16 protein-coding genes and 1 pseudogene are annotated in these 17,242 nt (G+C 62.9%); 6 read left to right on the top strand and 11 right to left on the bottom strand.

What is annotated here, in order from left to right; all coding sequences use genetic code 11:
• Positions 1–11: 11 nt before the first annotated feature.
• Both tuf and LMT64_RS00380 read right to left on the bottom strand, forming a co-directional pair.
• A pseudogene (tuf, locus tag LMT64_RS00385) lies at positions 12–1,228 on the bottom strand (elongation factor Tu).
• 334 nt (positions 1,229–1,562) lie between these two features.
• A complete protein-coding gene (locus LMT64_RS00380) occupies positions 1,563–1,829 on the bottom strand; it encodes a hypothetical protein (RefSeq protein ID WP_126351988.1) in 267 nt (88 codons plus the stop codon).
• Positions 1,830–1,869: 40 nt separating this feature from the next.
• Here LMT64_RS00380 and LMT64_RS00375 point away from each other — a divergent pair, with 40 nt between their 5' ends.
• The gene (locus tag LMT64_RS00375; protein WP_126351987.1) at positions 1,870–3,189 is read left to right on the top strand and encodes a replication-associated recombination protein A; all 1,320 of its coding nucleotides are present in this window, start codon (positions 1,870–1,872) and stop codon (positions 3,187–3,189) included.
• Here LMT64_RS00375 and LMT64_RS00370 read toward each other — a convergent pair.
• On the bottom strand, positions 3,169–4,557 hold the full coding sequence (locus LMT64_RS00370) for a serine hydrolase domain-containing protein (RefSeq protein ID WP_126351986.1): 1,389 nt from the start codon (positions 4,555–4,557) through the stop codon (positions 3,169–3,171). The genes LMT64_RS00375 and LMT64_RS00370 overlap by 21 nt on opposite strands.
• Before the next feature lie 29 nt (positions 4,558–4,586).
• On the opposite strand from LMT64_RS00370, the gene LMT64_RS00365 reads away from it, so the two are divergent.
• On the top strand, positions 4,587–5,237 hold the full coding sequence (locus tag LMT64_RS00365) for an ArsR family transcriptional regulator (protein ID WP_126351985.1): 651 nt from the start codon (positions 4,587–4,589) through the stop codon (positions 5,235–5,237).
• A gap of 209 nt (positions 5,238–5,446) precedes the next feature.
• Here the strand turns inward: LMT64_RS00365 and LMT64_RS00360 are convergent, their stop codons facing one another.
• Both LMT64_RS00360 and LMT64_RS00355 read right to left on the bottom strand, forming a co-directional pair.
• On the bottom strand, positions 5,447–5,905 hold the full coding sequence (locus LMT64_RS00360) for a DIP1984 family protein (protein WP_126351984.1): 459 nt from the start codon (positions 5,903–5,905) through the stop codon (positions 5,447–5,449).
• A 9-nt stretch (positions 5,906–5,914) separates the two neighbouring features.
• On the bottom strand, positions 5,915–8,431 hold the full coding sequence (locus LMT64_RS00355; protein WP_126351983.1) for a phosphoenolpyruvate carboxylase: 2,517 nt from the start codon (positions 8,429–8,431) through the stop codon (positions 5,915–5,917).
• A gap of 216 nt (positions 8,432–8,647) precedes the next feature.
• Here LMT64_RS00355 and LMT64_RS00350 point away from each other — a divergent pair, with 216 nt between their 5' ends.
• Positions 8,648–10,045: a TrkH family potassium uptake protein gene (locus LMT64_RS00350; protein ID WP_126351982.1), complete on the top strand. Its 1,398-nt coding sequence runs from the start codon at positions 8,648–8,650 to the stop codon at positions 10,043–10,045.
• An 81-nt stretch (positions 10,046–10,126) separates the two neighbouring features.
• Positions 10,127–11,083, top strand: coding sequence for a hypothetical protein (locus LMT64_RS00345; protein WP_229253247.1), 957 nt, complete (start codon positions 10,127–10,129; stop codon positions 11,081–11,083).
• 67 nt (positions 11,084–11,150) lie between these two features.
• Here LMT64_RS00345 and rplI read toward each other — a convergent pair whose 3' ends face one another.
• The 4 genes from rplI to rpsF all read right to left on the bottom strand — a co-directional run bounded on the left by rplI (position 11,151) and on the right by rpsF (position 13,372).
• Complete coding sequence (gene rplI, locus LMT64_RS00340) at positions 11,151–11,591, bottom strand: 50S ribosomal protein L9 (protein WP_126351981.1); 441 nt, start codon at positions 11,589–11,591, stop codon at positions 11,151–11,153.
• A gap of 11 nt (positions 11,592–11,602) precedes the next feature.
• Positions 11,603–11,869, bottom strand: a complete 267-nt coding sequence (gene rpsR, locus LMT64_RS00335) for a 30S ribosomal protein S18 (protein ID WP_126351980.1) — start codon at positions 11,867–11,869, stop codon at positions 11,603–11,605.
• A 130-nt stretch (positions 11,870–11,999) separates the two neighbouring features.
• Positions 12,000–12,887 carry a single-stranded DNA-binding protein gene (gene ssb / locus LMT64_RS00330; RefSeq protein ID WP_126351979.1) on the bottom strand — a complete coding sequence of 296 codons (888 nt, stop codon included), beginning with the start codon at positions 12,885–12,887 and terminating at the stop codon, positions 12,000–12,002.
• Positions 12,888–13,060: 173 nt separating this feature from the next.
• Positions 13,061–13,372: a 30S ribosomal protein S6 gene (gene rpsF / locus LMT64_RS00325; RefSeq protein WP_126351978.1), complete on the bottom strand. Its 312-nt coding sequence runs from the start codon at positions 13,370–13,372 to the stop codon at positions 13,061–13,063.
• 221 nt (positions 13,373–13,593) lie between these two features.
• Here rpsF and LMT64_RS00320 point away from each other — a divergent pair, with 221 nt between their 5' ends.
• Positions 13,594–14,208, top strand: coding sequence for a hypothetical protein (locus LMT64_RS00320; RefSeq protein ID WP_126351977.1), 615 nt, complete (start codon positions 13,594–13,596; stop codon positions 14,206–14,208).
• Between the two features lie 56 nt (positions 14,209–14,264).
• Entirely contained in the window at positions 14,265–14,510 is a 246-nt protein-coding gene (locus LMT64_RS00315) for a hypothetical protein (protein WP_229253246.1), read from the top strand.
• Between the two features lie 303 nt (positions 14,511–14,813).
• Here the strand turns inward: LMT64_RS00315 and LMT64_RS00310 are convergent, their stop codons facing one another.
• Together LMT64_RS00310 and LMT64_RS00305 are read right to left on the bottom strand one after the other, a co-directional pair.
• Positions 14,814–16,664 (bottom strand): menaquinone biosynthesis decarboxylase, encoded by a 1,851-nt coding sequence (locus tag LMT64_RS00310; protein ID WP_126351976.1) that lies wholly within the window; start codon positions 16,662–16,664, stop codon positions 14,814–14,816.
• Between the two features lie 95 nt (positions 16,665–16,759).
• Positions 16,760–17,236, bottom strand: a complete 477-nt coding sequence (locus LMT64_RS00305; protein WP_126351975.1) for a response regulator — start codon at positions 17,234–17,236, stop codon at positions 16,760–16,762.
• Between the last annotated feature and the right edge of the window lie 6 nt (positions 17,237–17,242).

Raw genomic sequence — 17,242 nt, 5'->3', positions numbered from 1 at the left:
ACACCAGTCCCTTACTTGATGACCTTGGTGACGACGCCAGCGCCGACGGTACGGCCACCTTCGCGGATGGCGAAACGCAGGCCTTCTTCCATGGCGATCGGCTTGATCAGTTCCACAGTGAACTCGACGTTATCGCCGGGCATCACCATTTCTACGCCTTCTTTCAGTTCCACAACGCCGGTCACGTCCGTCGTACGGAAGTAGAACTGGGGACGGTACCCACCGAAAAATGCGCTGTGACGGCCACCTTCGTCCTTGCTCAACACGTACACGTTGGCTTCGAACTGGGTGTGGGGGGGTGATGGAACCGGGCTTGGCCAGCACCTGGCCACGCTCCACGTCATCACGGCTCACACCACGCAGCAGCACGCCCACGTTGTCACCGGCCATACCGCTGTCCAGCAGCTTACGGTGCATTTCTACGCCGGTCACGGTGGTCTTCTTGGTGTCGGTCAGACCGACGATCTCCACTTCGTCGCCCACTTTGACGATGCCACGCTCAACACGGCCGGTCGCCACGGTGCCACGTCCGGTGATGGTGAACACGTCTTCGACGGGCATCAGGAAGGCTTTGTCGGTATCGCGCTCAGGGGTGGGAATGTAGGAGTCGATGGCGTCCAGTAGTTCCCAGATACGGTCGACCCACTCGTCCTGACCACGGGCGGTCTTGGGGTTGGCCTGCAGGGCTTCGAGGCCTTGAGGGCGCTGCCTTTGACGATCGGCAGATCGTCGCCAGGGAACTCGTAGTTGCTCAGCAATTCGCGGACTTCCATCTCGACCAGCTCAAGCAGTTCTTCGTCGTCGACCATGTCGACTTTGTTCATGAACACGACGATGTAAGGCACACCGACCTGACGGGCGAGCAGGATGTGCTCGCGGGTCTGGGGCATGGGGCCGTCAGCGGAGCTGACGACCAAGATGGCGCCGTCCATCTGGGCTGCGCCGGTAATCATGTTCTTGACGTAGTCGGCGTGACCGGGGCAGTCCACGTGGGAGTAGTGACGGTCAGGGGTGTTGTACTCAACGTGGCTGGTGTTGATGGTGATACCACGGGCCTTTTCTTCGGGGCCTTGTCGATCTGGTCGTAGGCCAGGGTTTCGATGGTGTCATCCATGGCCGCAGCGGTGAAAGTGATTGCTGCGGTCAGAGTGGTTTTACCGTGGTCCACGTGGCCGATGGTGCCCACGTTCACGTGGGGCTTGGTGCGCTCAAACGTACCTTTTGCCATAATTACTCTCCTCCAAGCGGTGGCACACACAAAAATGACCCTTTGATCGGGTTTGCCAGAAAAGACAGTCATGCCTTTTTGGGTTTTGCGGCCCACATTGGGTTGATTCTCGCCAGTGACGGTGTCCCGCCTCCTGGCACACGCTACGCAGAGGTTGCGTACCGACGTAAAAGTCTAGCGGATCTGCGACGCAAGGGCAAGGGGTGGCCCTTTTGATGTGCAGACCTCCCCGGATGACAAGTCCTCTCCAGGTGACAGGTGGCTTACTGCTCCAGAGGCCTAAAGCAGCTGCCCTTCCCTAGTTCCATGCCGATTTGACTTCGGCTTCTTTAACTCAGATGTCGGCCAGCTCCTCGCGGTGCCATCCAGCCTCTCCCCTCGGCGGCAGTCCTGCACCCTTCAGCAGCTGCCGGAGGCGGTCCAGCGCCACATTGATGCTGGGGCCTTCGCCGTACATCTTGCAGGCCGAGGGAGTAATCAGCACCTCTGCGCCCCGTTCTCCTTGCACCGCCCGGATCAGGAAGCCTGCTTCGGTGTCTTCGCGCTCCACGGTGACCGAATCGGGAAGACCTTCGCGCTGCGCCATTTCTGTGAGGTTCATGCTCTCTATTGTGCCGCGCCGCGTGCATTAGCGTGAAGCAATGACCCTGTTTGACCCGCCCGCGCCCCTGGCCGAGCGCCTGCGCCCCCAGACCATTGCCGAGGTGGTCGGGCAGACCCACCTGCTGGGACCCGGAAAACCGCTGACCCGGTTGCTGGCGTCGGGCCGCCTCCCTTCACTCATATTGTGGGGGCCACCGGGTGTGGGCAAAACGACGCTGGCAAGACTACTGGCCGGTGAAGTCAGGGCACACTTTATTCAACTTTCGGCAGTCTCGGCGGGGGTCAAGGACGTGCGCGAAGCCGTGACCGAGGCTGAGGGAAGGCGCGGGCGTGGGCAGAAGACCGTGCTGTTTCTAGATGAAATCCACCGCTTCAACAAGGCCCAGCAGGATGCGCTCTTGCCGCATGTAGAGTCAGGCCTGCTGACCCTGATCGGCGCGACCACCGAGAACCCCAGCTTCGAGGTGAACCCGGCGCTGAGATCGCGGGCGCGGACACTGGTCCTGGAGGCGCTGACCCCGGACGACCTACGGGCGCTGATCGGGCGGGCACTGACTGACCCACGCGGGCTGGACGGCGTGGGCATTGAACCGGGGGCGCTGGAGCTGCTGGCCCGCCTAGCTGATGGCGACGGGCGGCGGGCGCTGGGTACGCTAGAGGCAGCGTCCGTGCTGGCCAATCCGGTGGACGAAGCGGCGATCACCGAGGCCTTCGGCAAGCACCTGCCCGCGATGGACAAGGGCGGCGAGGACTTCTACAACCTGATCTCGGCGCTGCACAAGTCGGTACGCGGCAGCCACGTGGACGCTTCGCTGTACTGGCTGGCGCGGATGCTTGAAGGCGGGGCCGATCCCCTCTACGTGGCCCGCCGAATCGTGCGGATTGCCGCTGAAGACATTGGGCTGGCCGACCCACAGGCGCTGCGGCTGGCCGTCGCCGCCCGCGACACCGCCGAGTTTCTGGGCCGTCCCGAAGGTGACTTGGCGCTGGCCCAGGCCGTGGTGTATTTGAGCCTGGCCCCCAAGAGCAACAGCGTATATGCCGCCTGGAAAAAAGTGACCCGCGCTGTGCAGGAAGGCGAAACGTTGCCGGTACCACTACACCTGAGAAACGCCCCCACCGAACTGATGAAGCGCCAGGGCTACGGCAAAGGCTACGCCTATTACTTCGACGATCCAGCAGGGTCATTCGCACAGAATTATTTGCCTGAAGGAACCGAGCTGGACCTGTATCAGCCCGGCCACGAGGGCTGGGAGGGCCGGGTGCAGGAGCGCTGGCGCAAGCTGCGTGAAGCGCATGGGGGAGTTGTGAGTGAGCGCGCGGCTTCCCTCGGCCAGTCAGCGGTTCAGGAAGACTAGGCGGGCTGCCCACCCTGTCAGGATGGCCGCCACTGCCACCCACAAGCCTGCGCTGCTGGGGAGCAGGGTCAGCACCACCGGCCAGGATGTAAGAGGCGCAGTAAAGGCCAGGGTCGGCGCGAAGACCATTACCCCCAGCAGCAAGATCGGCAGCAGGAGGCTCAGCCCGACTCGCCAACGTGGGGCCGCCACTGCCCACGCCTGCCACCGCTGACGTCGGCCTACGGCCCAAAGTGCCCAGGCCAGGGCTACAGCAGCCAACCCCAGCAAAACCACATCCAACCAGAAACTGGGCGAGGACATGGGAACGGCTGGTAGGCCGTGACGCTCACGCAGGAGGTTTAAGGTCAGCAGGGCCGCCGGACCGTTGGTGTCTAGCAACACCGCCAGACCCGTCTGGGTGCTGGGATCGTAAACCACATGCGTGGCGTAGGTGACCAGATTGCCGCCGTGTCCCAGGTAGGGCGGCAGATCAGGCTGTTGGATACGGTACCAGCCCATCCCGTAGTCTCCCGCTGCACCGGGCTGCTGCATCAGGCGTCGCTGCACCGGGGTCAGCAGGGTGGAAGAAGGCGAGAAATTCTCCTGCAGCCAGCGGCCCAGGTCTGCCGCCGAAGCCACGACGTTGCCACTGCCGAGGCAGTTGCTGTGCGGCTCTGTGGCAGGGATGGCCCAGCGCAGGAGCAGGGTGTGTCCCTGAGCCGTCTGAGGCGGAGTTTCAGCACAGTCACCTCTCACCTCGCCCCCCAGCTCTAGCGGGGCGAAGACCTCGGAAGGCAGCAGCTCGGCGTAAGATTGCCCGCTGACCCGCTCGGCGATCAGGGCCAGCAGCGCGTAGTTGACATTGGCGTACTCGAAGCGCTCACCCGCTGCGGCGCTGAGTGGGGCGGCCGCAATGTCGGCCAGCAGCTCGGCAGGTGGCGTAAATGTATGGGTGAGCAATTGACCACTGGCCCCGTCACTCAGGCCCGAGGTCTGGTTCAGCAAATGTCTTACCGTGACCGCAGGCCCGCGTGAATCCTGCCAGACCAGCGGCACATATTGCGTTACCGGGCGGTCCAAATCCAGCTTTCCCTGGTCGGCCAGGCGCAAAATGACAGCGGCAGTAAACGATTTGCTGACCGAAGCGACCTTGAAGCGCGCCTGCGGGGAGACTCCCAGGCTCTGCACCGTCATCTGGCCGCCTTGCAGCACCGCCACCGCCACGCCAGGCACGCCGGTCTGCCGCCGAAATTCCTGCATTTGTGCCTGAACCTGTTCTGGGCTCAGCCAGGACGCCTGCGCCGACCCTAAGCCCCACATCAGGGCCACCAGCACAAGGGCCGTACGCAAAAAACGGAAGCTGTTGTGGCGAGGCATCCAAGTCATACCCGCATGCTGAGGCTAAGCTATGTTCAATGAAACCCGCAGATGAAAATAGTGTGCTGCACGTCCAGACACCTCAGGTTGCCGCCGCTGTGAGCCAGGTAGAACACTTGCGGCGCCTGCGGCACTTCATGACCAACCCAGCGGGGATGACGGTGCGGCAGTTTGCCCAGGCCGTGGGGTGGCCGGATGTGCGGGCCTACCGCCTGGTGCAGCGCTACGAGCAGTTAGGCCTGCTGCGGCTGGTGCGCGAGCAGCCCCGGAGTGGCAAGCCGCTGCGCTACTACCATTGTCCCTACCGTCAATTTTTCATTCCTCTGGCGCTGATGAGCGTCCAGGACTATCTGGACCTCAGCTTTGCACCCTATGAAAGGGCGATGCGTGATCAGCTGGCCGCCGCTGTGAGTGACGGTCCCCTGGCAGTGGGCGGATTCCTGGCCTCAGCGGAGCAGGAACATGCCATCAGCTTGCTCCCTGCCACGCGGGAAGGGCAGCCGTGGAACCCACTACAGCCGGACACCAGCGCTGTGCATTTTGGGCTGGGGCCGCTATATCTGAGCCATACTCAGGCCAAAGCGCTGCAGCTGGACTTGTTGGAACTGTTTGAGCGCTACGGCCAGTTGGACGGCCCCGCACGCTACATGTACCAGGTCATGCTGACTCCGGCTCCAGATAAGAACTAACCCCCCCACCAAGTGGCGAGGGGCATGGGTCAGCTTCAGCGTCAGGACTAAGGAAGTGAAAGTGACAGAAAAGTGTGGTGCTGTGCTAGGTGCTGGGGAAAAAAGTGAAAAGATGACTGTCCCCCCAGTCCCAAGGCTGCGGACAGGCCTCCGCAAGGCGCTAGCCCTCGCCCGCTGCCGCTGACCCACGCCAGGAGTATAGACGCTGACTACTCCAACAGGTCCGTCAGCCAATTGGCCTGTTGCAGCGCCGTGTCCAGCTCGCGGCGGACTTTGGCCAAAGCGTCGATCTGGGTCTGCAACTCACGGATACTCACCGTCGGCACCCAGCGAATTTCGCTGCCACCAAAGCGCTGCTGCTGGACGGAGGCGCTTTCAGCGGTACGGCGCAGGAGTTCCAGCCTTGCGTCCAGCAGGTCACGTTCGGTTAGCGCGTGGGTCAGTGTGCGGCCATCGGCCAGGCGGGTGCTCAGGTTGGTGAGGTGAATGGCGGGGATGAGCCGGCCCAGCCCCGCGGTCAGGTCCGCATGTTCGGCCAGCAGGGCAGCAGGGTCCTCAGCGGGGGCATCGCCTTCTTGCACCAGCACGTTTTGACCCAGGCGGGCGGCCACCTGAGCCAGACGCTTCTGGAGGTCGGCACGGAGAATCAGGGCTTCGGCCAGTTTCATAGGCCTAGCTTAGCCCGTATTCCGTACCCCGGCGCTGACGCCCTGCAAGGTCAGCATCAGCGCATGTTCGTAGCGGTCCAGGCCGCCCGGCTCAGTGCGGGCGCGGCGGAGCAACTCCACCTGAATACGGTGAATCGGGTCCACGTAAGGGTTCCGCAGCCGAATGCTTTCGGCCAGCCGCGGCTCCTGCGCCAACAACTCTTTACCGACCACCTGCCCTACCAGCGTTACGGTCTCGGCAAACGCGTCCTCAAGGTGAGCGGCGAGTGCCTCGCCCTGGGGGCGCCCCTCCCCTTCCAGCAGCGAGACGTAGCGCCGGAAGATGAGGGAATCACTCTTGGCGAGGCTCATCTGGGCGTTGTCCAGCATGGAGCGGAAAAAAGGCCACTCTGCGTACATCACTTGCGCCTGGGGCATTCCGATGGCCCGGAGGCCCTCGCTGAGGCCGTACCAGCCCGGCAGGTTGGCGCGGGTCTGGGTCCAGCTCATTACCCAGGGAATGGCGCGCAGATTACCGAGACTGGGCGCACCAGGGCGGCGCACCGGGCGGCTGGCGATATTCAGGCGGCTGATCTCGTGGATCGGGGTTATGGCCTCGAAGAAAGGCAGGAAGGCCGGGTCGTGCACGAAGGCTCGGTAAGCGGCAGCTCCAGCCGGGGCAGCGCGGTCCATCGCCTCCAACCAACCCTGCGGCGGGGCAGCCGGTGGGCGGGCCGCCGACAGCAATGTCCCATACAGCGCCTGTTCCAGATTGCGGTGGGCCAGGGCCGGGTGGCTGTACTTGTCGGCCAGGGCTTCGCCCTGCTCGGTGATCCGCAGCCCCGCGTCAATGGTCCCTGCTGGCTGACCCAGAATGGCGCGGCCCGCCGGACCCCCCCCACGCCCGATGGACGTGCCGCGCCCGTGGAAGAATCTCCAACGCACCCCCGCCTCACGGCACACCGCGCTGATGTGCCGCTGCGCCTCGTGCAGTGCCCAGTTGGCGGCCAGGAACCCGGCGTCCTTGTTGGAATCGGAATAGCCCAGCATGATTTCCTGTGCGTCCTCGCCCAGATGAGTGCGGTATTCCGGCAAGGTCAGCAGCTCACGCACGGTATCTGGGGCGCGGCGCAGGTCGTCCAGCGTCTCGAACAGCGGCACCGGCAGGATGCGGAACCCCACCTCACGGGCCAGCAGCAGCGGTTCCAGCACGTCACTGACGCTTTCGGACATGGACACCACATAATGCCCGAAGGCCGCCGCGCCCACTTCGCGGGCCGCCGCCTGCACCTCGCGAATGGGGCCGATGGCCGTTTCCAAGTTGTCCGTCAGCGGCTCGCCTGCAGGCCACAGCGGACGGCGCGAGCGCAATTCAGCGCTCAGCAGCGCCAGCTTGTCTGCCTCAGGCAGTGCAGCGTAGTCCTCTGCCACGCCCGCTGCCCGCAGCAGCTCGGCTACGGCCTGCCCGGTCTGCCCGGAATGTTCGCGGATGTCCAGGCTGACCAGATGTTGCCCGAACACACGGGCCAGCGTCAGTGCGGGAAGCAGCAGTTCTTCGGCGGTGCGCCGCTGCCCCGCTGCCAGCAGCTCGCGGTAGATACAGCTCAGCCCGCCGCAAACATCCACCTGCTCACCGCGCTGCACCGCCTGATACAGCGCCAGCAGCGCCTGACGGTAGCCGGGCTGCTCGCCTTCACCTTCCAGGTCTTCTTGGCTCACGCTGGCGTAGGCACGGCGCAATTCGCCAGCCAGCAAATCACGCGCCCGCTCGCGGTGCAGCGCCAAGGCCTCGCGGGTGGCCTGCGGCGTCACGAAAGGGTTGCCGTCACGGTCCCCGCCCATCCATGAGCTGAAGCGCAGCGGGACCTGGGTGTCTAACCCGGCAGCTCCTGTCACCCCATAGACCTCTTGCAAGGCACGGCTCAGGTCGCGCTCCAGAGCAGGTAGCGCCTCCGCAATGGGGCCGATGTAGGTCAGCCCCGCCTTGACCTCATCCTGCACGGTGGGGCGAATCCGGCGCAGTTCCGGCGTCCCCCACAGCGCTTCGATATGCGCCAGCACCCGCTCCTGCGCCCCGGCACGCTCCAGCCCCGGCAATTCCTGAGCGATCCGTTCAAGGTGCTGGCGTACTGTGCGGCGCCGCATCTCGGTAGGGTGAGCGGTAAAGGTCAGTTCCAGCCCCACCCGCGCGATCAGCTCCTGAACCTCCCCGGCACTCATCCCCTGATCTCGCAGCTCCTGTACGGCCCGCAGCAAGCTCTGTGGGCGTGGGTCCTGACGCTGCCGTAGGGCGCGGACCCGCTCATATTCCTCTGCCAGATTCACCAGCTGGAAATACAGACTGAAGGCCCGCGCCAAGTCTGAGGCCTCCGACTGGTTCAGGCCTCGCAGCAGCTTATCCAGCTCGGTGGGGTCGCCACCGGCGCGCACCTCCCGCACCAGTGCCCGCGTCCGTTCGACCAGCTCAAAGAAAGCCTCGCCCCGCTGCTCACGCAGCACCTGCCCCAGCCAGCGGCCCAGCATACTCACATCCCGGTTCAGCGTCACCTGTTTGCCCCTCGTCGCATGTTGATCTGCCTCCAGCAGTGTCTTAGCACGAAATGGAAAACCGCAGTGACTGACTTCCCCATTCTCCGTCCTACACGTGTAGAAATTCCGTTTTACCAAGTCACTTCTGACCGTGTGATGAGGAGTACAATAGGCCCGTTTGCCCATCCGGTGGCTTGAGCTGTGGCCTGTGCCTGCCGGACCGAAAGGATATGGATGACCAGCCGCCTCCCCCCCGCCCTGAGCAAGCTTTTGCCCGGCAAGTTCTCGCCCCGCCGCTTCAGCCCGGCCCAGCTGATCGCCCTGACTTTCGGCGCCGCCATTCTGGTAGGGACACTGCTGTTGTGGCTGCCGGTCAGCCTGGAAGCGGGGCAGCGCATCACGCTGCTGCAGGCACTTTTTATGGCCACCAGTGCAGTGTGTGTCACTGGGCTGGCCGTAGTGAACCCTGGCACCACCTTTTCTGGCTTCGGTGAGGGCGTCCTGCTGCTCCTGATTCAGTTTGGCGGCCTGGGCCTTGTCACGGTGGGGACCATGACGGCGCTGCTCTTGCGCCGCCGGGTGGGGGTGCGGAGCCGCCTGAATGCTGCCCAGCAGGTGAACACGCCCTTTCTGGGAGACGCTCCCCGGCTGGTCCGCACCGTTGTCTTGAGCGCTCTACTGATCGAATTGGTCGGTGCAGCGCTGCTGGCCCCTGACTTCATTGCCCGTGAGGGACTGGGCCAGGGGCTGTACTACGCGCTGTTTCACTCGGTCAGCGCCTTCAACAACGCCGGGTTCAGCCTATATGCCACTGGGCTGACTGGACTGGTGGGTGACCCGCTGATCAATGTCTTTATTCCACTCCTGATCATTCTGGGCGGGACGGGCTTTCTGGTGCAGGTCAACGTGCTGGAGTGGCTGCAAGACCGCCGCAATAAGTTGACCACCAACACCCGGATTTCCCTCACCATGATGGCCTTTTTGCTGCTGACCGCGCCGCTCTTGTTCGGAGCAATGGAGTGGAACAACCCGGCCACCCTAGGCGGCCTGCCACTGGGTGAAAAGCTGATGGCCGCCTGGTTTCAGGGCGTGACGCCACGCACTGCCGGCTTCAATACGCTGGACTACTCGCAGATGACTTTCGCCGCACTGTTCTACACCATGCTGCTGATGCTGATCGGCGGCAACTCTGGCTCAACCGCTGGGGGCATCAAGACCAACACCATCTTCGTGATGGCACTGAGCGCTGTGGCCCTGATCCTGGGCCGCAAAAATGCAGTGGTGTTCGGGCGGCAACTGGGCACTGACACCATTCTGAGGGCCATGAGCGTGGGGCTGCTCAGTCTGATTCTGCTCGCGCTGGGCATCCTCTTGCTGCTGGTCTTCAATAAGCCTGACGGAGCAGGTGGCCTACTGTTTATCCAACTGGTCTTTGAGGCAGTCAGTGCCTTTGCCACGGTGGGCCTGAGCATGAACGCCACACCGCTGCTGAACCCGGCCCAGGACATCATCATTATTGCGCTGATGTTCTTGGGACGCATCGGCCCACTCACGCTGGCCGTGGCCTTTATGCAGCGTGAATTGCCACCCCCAGTCCGCTATCCCGAAACCAACGACGTGCTGATCGGCTGATTTACCCGGCTTTTCTACACGATAAGGATAGGCGCTGCATTAACGGCCCATACACCGCGCAGCCGCTACAGTAATGCACCGATGACCCAAGGGATTGGGGACATCTGGGGGAGAAAGCACACCTTGAACGAACTGGCACAACGGGCCGAGAAAATGGCCGAGAAACTCATCTCCGACCGCCGCGTGCGGGCCGTAGCTGCTGCAGGCAGCTTCGACACCGACGACGCCTGGTCTGGGAGCATCCCCACCTTCGTAGCGTTTGAGCGGGGCGTGAGCAGCGTGCAGGACGACACACGGACTGGCATCCGGGTGATCCGCTTTCCTTACGAACAGCTGGAGCGCTGGCGCGAATGGGATGAGATCCGCTCTGAAGCGCCACTGGGCCTGCTGGCGACCAGCCGAGCCTTATACGATCCCACCGGCTACTTTGCGCGGATCCAGCGGCAACTGTGGAATCTCAGCGACGAGCGCCGGGCCGACTGGCGTGAGGAAACCCTGCGGTCTGTTAGTGAGGAACTGACGGCTGCCAAACAGAGCTTCCGGGCAGGTGGTGCCGGCCCTGCCGAACAGATCACCGCCCTGGGTGAAGCCCGCCGCTGGGCCACCGAGCAGCTCTATCCGGCCCTGCTGACCCACGCGGGCCTGTGGCCTGAATTCGAATTGCGCTTGCCGCATGCCTGGCGGGCCGCCGCTGGTCTGAAATTTCCCAAGTCGGTCTATCTGCTGGAACAGCTGTATGGCTTCGGGGGCCGCGACGAAGCCCGCGCCGCGCTGCTGGCGACCCGTGGCCTGAAGATGATGACTCAGGAAAAGCAAGCCCGCGCCGCTGCCGAAGCCGGCTACTACGATGGCACCGTCCGTTTTCTACGCGACGAGACTTACCTACACCACCGCGAAGACATCGCCCGCTGGCCTCACCTGTCGGGCATGCGCCAAAACAAGCTGAGTGTGTTGCTGGGCATCACCCGCTCTCCACTGGGGCCAGCGGCACTCAAGGTAGCCGAAGAATTGATCGGGGCTGTACGCGAAGGGGAATAGGCTCATTCTCTCTAACCAATAAAAGACCGCCCCGAAGGGCGGCTCTTTTTTGGCTGGGAGGCCAGACTTATTTCTCGGCGTGAACAACCAGCTTCAGGGGGATGCTCACCTCAGGGTGGGCCTTGTAGCTGATGTCGTACTCGCCAATGTCCTTGACGGCTTTGGGCATTTCGATTCGGCGGCGGTCTACGTCGAAGCCCAGACGGTCCAGAGCATCGGCCACGTCGCTGGAGGTCACAGCGCCGTACACTTTGCCTTCGCCGGCGCGGACGCTCAGCTCGATGGCAACGTTTTCCAGGCGGCTGGCCAGATCCTCAGCACCAGCTTTCTCCTCAGCCATGATCTTCTGGCGACTGCGGATGCGTGCCTCCAGGGACTTCATGTTGGTGGAGTTGGCCGGAACGGCCATACCTTTGGGAATCAGGAAGTTGCGGGCATAGCCGGGCTTGACGCTCACCACGTCACCGATCTGGCCCAGCTTGCCGGGTTCAAGAAGAATCACTTGCATGGCTGCGCTCCTTACTTCCGGACCAGCTTCTCGGTGTAAGGCAGCAGGGCCATTTGACGCGCGACCTTGATGGTCTGCGAAATGCGGCGCTGGTGCTTGGCCGAGAGGCCCGTGCGGCGGCGGGGAAGAATCTTGCCAGTGTCGCTTACGAAGCGGCGCAGCATCTTCACGTCTTTGTAGTCGGTAATTTCCAGTTCGCCGATGGAAAAAGGATCCACTTTCGGCTTGCGGGGGCGCTTGGGGCCTTTCCCGCGGGGTTTACGGTCTGGTCGGGTCATGGTTGGTCCTTTGTTGGATGGGCCGAGTTTTCAGGTCGGGCGGGCGCTAAGAATTTGGCTCAGGGGCGGCCCTTCGCCAAAACGGTGACTCGCTCTCGCTCGTGCCTGGGCTTTTGGCCCAGGCGGACCGTTAAAACGGCATATCGTCTTCTTCTGGCGGAATATCATTGAGGCCTTGATCAATATCTAAGCCCCCCGAACGGTTCCCCATGCCAGCTCCGCCGCTTCCGCTATAGGAAGAAGGGGCTGAATACGCGGCACTGCCCGCAGCCTGACGGGGTGCAGCGGGGGAGGTCGCGGCGCTGCCAGCGCCCGCACCTCGGGACAGGGCTTCGACTCGCGTCGCCTCTACTTTGGTACTGCTGCGCTTGTTGCCTTCTTTGTCGGTCCACGACTCGTTCATCAGGCGGCCCTTGACCAGCACAGGATCACCTTTTTGCAGGTTCTGCATGGCTTCGGCCAGTTCACGCCACAGGGTCACGTCGATCCAGTGCACTTTTTCCTGCTTTTCGCCGGAGCGGTCCGTCCAGTTTTCATTGACGGCCAATCCCAGGCTCAGCACAGCGTCTCCGGCAGGGGTGTAACGCAGTTCCGGTTCGCGGGTCAGGTTCCCCACCACCAGCACTTCGTTCATGCCTCCAGCCATCCGCACACCACCGCCAGCATCTTCAGTCAGCGGAGCCTGTCCGGCCAGCTGCTCGATGCGGAACGCCTTAATGCGTACCATGCTGCGTTTGCCACCTTCGGGAGCGTCCCAAGCGTTGTACTCCAGGCTACCTTCAACCAGTACAGGGTCGCCGGCGCGGTAGCCGCGCTCGCCCTGCCACTCGGCGGGTTTTCCCAGAATAGAAACGCGGTGGTAAAACGGCAGTTGACGTTCTTTGCCGTCATGTCCCACGATGTGATCTTCACCGGCTACCGTCGCCTCAAAGACGGCCAGGCCACTCTGGGTGTAGCGCAGTTCGGGGTCACGGGCCATTGCACCAATCAGAAAAACGTGATTCATTCCTCGGGCCATAATCATCTCTCCTTTTACGTCGCTAGCAAGCTAACAAGGGTCTTATATGTCATAGGCTAGCGGCCCTGAAATCCCTGTCCTCCACCCTGGAGGCGGGTCAAATGAAGCATAGTATGGATTGATTATTATGTCAATGACATAATTGGGCAAGCAAGCTTAATCCAAGTCGGAGCTTAAGCGCTCTTCTTGGTTTTCCACTCGGGACGGTCTTTGACCACCAGCACGCGGTACACGTTGTCGCGCAGACGCAGGTTGCTGGCAATGTCTTTTTCAGGGTTGCCCGACGCGTTGATGGTGTACATCAGGTAGTAGCCTTCGCGGGTCTTGTTGACGGCGTAGGCCAGGCGGCGGTTGCCCAGTTCGTCCAGGTTGGTGACTTCACCACCAGCATTCTCAATGGCGCGGCTGATGAAGTCTTTTTCGATCTCCACCTGCTCGGCGCTGATGTTGGGGTTCAAAATCAGGTTCAGGTCGTATTGTGCCATTTTTCATTCACCTCGCTTTCTGCTGCGGGGGCGGGGTCAGCCGCATGGGGCCGCCTCGCCTCGCGGCGCAACTGCAGATTATAGCAGGTTTGAATTTGCGTAAGCGGCCTGGGCCACAGCTCCTGAACTGGCCAGGGTCGCCGGCAAGGGCAAAAGCCAAACTACCCGAAACAACGGCAGAATAGCCACAATTGAAACCAAAGTCACTCTAGAGTAATGCAATGACTGCGCCGCTCAGTGATTTTCCTCCTGCACCCCTGGCCCCAGAGACAGGCCCCCTCAGCCCTCCTGCCCTGCTGGGACTGGGACTGTGCTTGCTGGCGCTGGCGCTTCAGGCTTATATGCGGCTGTTCCTGACGCTGCCGGTCATCGGTGACGCCGTGCGGCTTAGCCCCGGCCTGAGCCTGGGCGCGCTGGCCACGGCATTGCTAACGCTGGTCTACTGGCGGCGCGACTGGCTGAGTACCCCGCTGCGGGCAGCCCTGGCCCCCTTGCTGGGAGCCGTCACCGCCCTGCTGATTCTGAGCGCGCCGCAGTTGATGGTCGCCAAAATTGAGCAGCAGCAGGGCGCAGAGCTGATGCAGTTGCAAAATGTCGTTCTGAGTCCCGGTCCAGCGGCGCTGCCGGGAACCACGGTGGTCGGGAACGCTATTGTGCGCATGCCCGACTCTGAGGCGTCCACGCCCGTCAGCGAACGCCAGGTTCAGGGCCTGATCACCACCGATATCCAAACCCATATCTCCGGCTGGCCCTTTTGGACGCTGCTGGTGCTTGCGCCGGGGCTAGGTGTTATTCTCCAGCGTCATCAGACTCGCCGATCCGTCCCTGCAATTTAAGGAAACCACGGCTCTGGCTTCATTCAGCTCGCCCAGCGCTGCGCCATACTGCGCATATGGCCCGACTCAACCGTATAACCAAGACTGCGGCGCGTGGCAGCCGCGCCAGCAAGTTCCGCACTCTGATGGTGCTGGCCCCCGTCGCCCTAGACCTGATCACCCGCTACCGCGCCTCGCAGAAAGCCAAACGGGGCCGCTTTTATCAGCCCAGCCGGCGCGAGAAGATGCTGGACTCGCTGCTGGACCAGGCCAACCGCCGTTTTGGACGCGGGAACAACACCAAGCGGCGCGGCTTTTTTTGAGCCGTGCCCAGTAGGATCACACCCTCTCCCTGCGGAGGAGTTTTTTTCGTGCCTCGTCTGAGCTGAACCAACCGTACTTCGGCTCTATGGAACGACAAGCGGCTGACTGATGCTGTAGCACCTCTGCACTGACCACGCCAGCAGGGACATATCTGGGGCGAGCGCGGGACTCATCACCAAGCAGCTTTGAGATACCCCAAGTAGGCCCAACCGACGGGCTGGCCCCGCAAGAACTGACCAGAGCAGTGGCCGCTGCCGCCTACTCCTTGGGGCCATTCGGCGGCAGCAGATTCCGCCCTCAACTCAGCGCCAGCGCTCGGGCAGCGGGTAGACGTTCCACATCCGGTCCACCCGGTCCTTGATCTCCTGACTCATCACGATCTTGGGCGGCCACTCGCGCACAAAGCCTTCTTCGGGCAGCTTGCGTGCGCCGTCCCAGGCCAGCAGCGTGCCGGCGTGTGCAGGCAGCGTCCAGACATCACGCTCGGCGTCAATGTTGTTCAGTACCGTCCACCACACATCACCTAGGTCGCGCACATCGGTCTGCTCGTCGCAGATCAGCAGGTGGCGTACGCCCGCCGCCGCCGGATGCGCCGCAAAGGCCTCGGCCAGTTCGCGGGCCTGCCCAGCATGGGTCTTGTCGAGGGCTGCAATCCAATAACCGTCCGGAGTCTGCCACTGGTCCAGCACGCCCTCAAATGCGGGCAAATCGGCGCTGGCCTGCGGCACAAAGGCTTCGGCGGTCACATCGTCGGCCTGATCCTCGCGGCTGCTCACAGCGCTGCCCACTTCTTCGGGGCGCTTGGTGGTCGCGTCGATAATCAGCTTGCCGCCGTAGCCCCAGCCCCGGCTGGAATGATCCAGCACGTCAATCGGGCCACGGGTGGTCAGGGTGTCGCGGCCCGGCTGGGCCTTGGCGGTCACTTCGCGCCACACGGCGTCCAGGTCGGTCACGCGTACGCCTTCATCGACCACCACGATCACTTTGGCGTTCATCATCTGGCCCAGGCCGAAGAGCCCGTTGGCGACCTTGTAGGCCTGACCGGGGTACTCCTTGCGGATAGAGACCACCACCAGGTTATGCGCCACGCCCGCCGGGGGCATGTGATAGTCCACGATTTCGGGAATGATCAGCTGCGCGGCAGGCAAAAACAGCCGCTCGGAGGCTTCGATCAAGTAAGCGTCTTCCATCGGCGGGCGGCCCACGATTGTGGAGGGATAGACGGGATTGCGGCGCATGGTCACGGCGGTGACGTGAAACAGCGGGTAGAGGTCCGGCAGCGTATAAAACCCGGTGTGGTCGCCAAACGGCCCCTCCATCACCCAGTCTTCCTGGGGGTCCACATAGCCTTCAAGGACAAATTCGGCGTTGGCGGGAACCTCAACGTCCACCGTCACGCCCTTCACCACCGGGTAGCGCTCGCCGCGCAGATAGCCTGCTACCGCGAACTCGTTCAGTCCCGGTACGGGCGGGATAGGGGCGGTGGCCGCGTAGATCAGCGCTGGATCGCCACCGATCGCCACCGCCACTTCCAGTCGTTGGCCCAGCCGCTTGGCTTTTTCCAGATGCCGGGTTCCGGTCTTGTGGCGCTGCCAGTGCATCCCGGTGGTGTTCTTGCTCATCACCTGCATGCGGTACATCCCCATGTTGCGCTCGCCGGTTTCGGGGTCGTGGGTAATAACCAGCGGCAGGGTAATAAAGGGGCCGCCGTCTTCGGGCCAGCACTTTTGCACCGGGATGCGGCTCAGGTCGACCTCGTCGCCACGCCAGATCACTTCCTGCACCGGGGCCGTCCGCATCCGCCGGGGCGGAAGCTTCATGGCGTCACCCAGTTTGGTGACATTGCTCAGCAGACCCAGACGGCTGCCCCCGCCGCCCAGGTCGATCAGGGCGCGGATCTTGCGGGCCAGTTCGTCCAGGTCGTCTACGCCCAGCGCCAGTGCCACCCGCTCCCGCGTGCCTAGCGCGCCGATCAAGAGCGGGAACTCCGAGCCGATCACGTTCTCGAACAGCACCGCCGGGCCGCCCTGCTTGACCAGTCGGTCCGCGATCTCGGTGACTTCAAGGTCACGGGACACTGGAGCGCTGACACGCAGCAACTCGCCCCGGCTCTCAAGCAGCTGCATGAAGGACTGAATGTCGGGAAAAGCCATAGGCCACAGCATAGGGGGAGAGGGGCCGGCACTTCCGAGGCCGACTGTCCCACTTACCTCCGTGCCGGGACAACTCCGAAGGGAATCTCAACGAGTTAGAGCGGGCTGGCACTCCGGGGCAGGCGCATCACCTGGCCCCAGTAAGAGGTCATCAGCCGCAGCATGTCGGTGTATTCCTGAAACGAGTTGGGCTTGACCAGATAGCCGCTGGCGTGGGCCTGATAGGCCCGCTGCACGTCGTCGGCGTGGTCGGAGGTGCTCAGTACCAGCACGGGAATGTCACGCAGACGCTCGTCTTGCTTGGCCTGCTCCAAAAAGGCATGACCGTTCATGACCGGCATATTCAGGTCCAGCACGATCAGATTGGGCCGCAGGGCCTGGCTGTCGTGAAAGGCCTCCGGGTCATCCAGGCTGTTCAGGTAATCCAGAGCTTCACGGCCATTGCGCATGTGTACCACTTTGGCGTGGGCCGCCACCTCACCCAGCAACTCCTGAAACAGCTCAGCGTCGGCCTGCTCGTCCTCTACCAGCAGCAGGCACAACGATGGAGAGGCAGGATCAGATAAAGGCATAACGCG

This window comes from Deinococcus radiophilus, assembly GCF_020889625.1.
GTDB lineage: Bacteria > Deinococcota > Deinococci > Deinococcales > Deinococcaceae > Deinococcus > Deinococcus radiophilus.
This window is presented reverse-complemented; position numbering and strand designations above follow the sequence as displayed.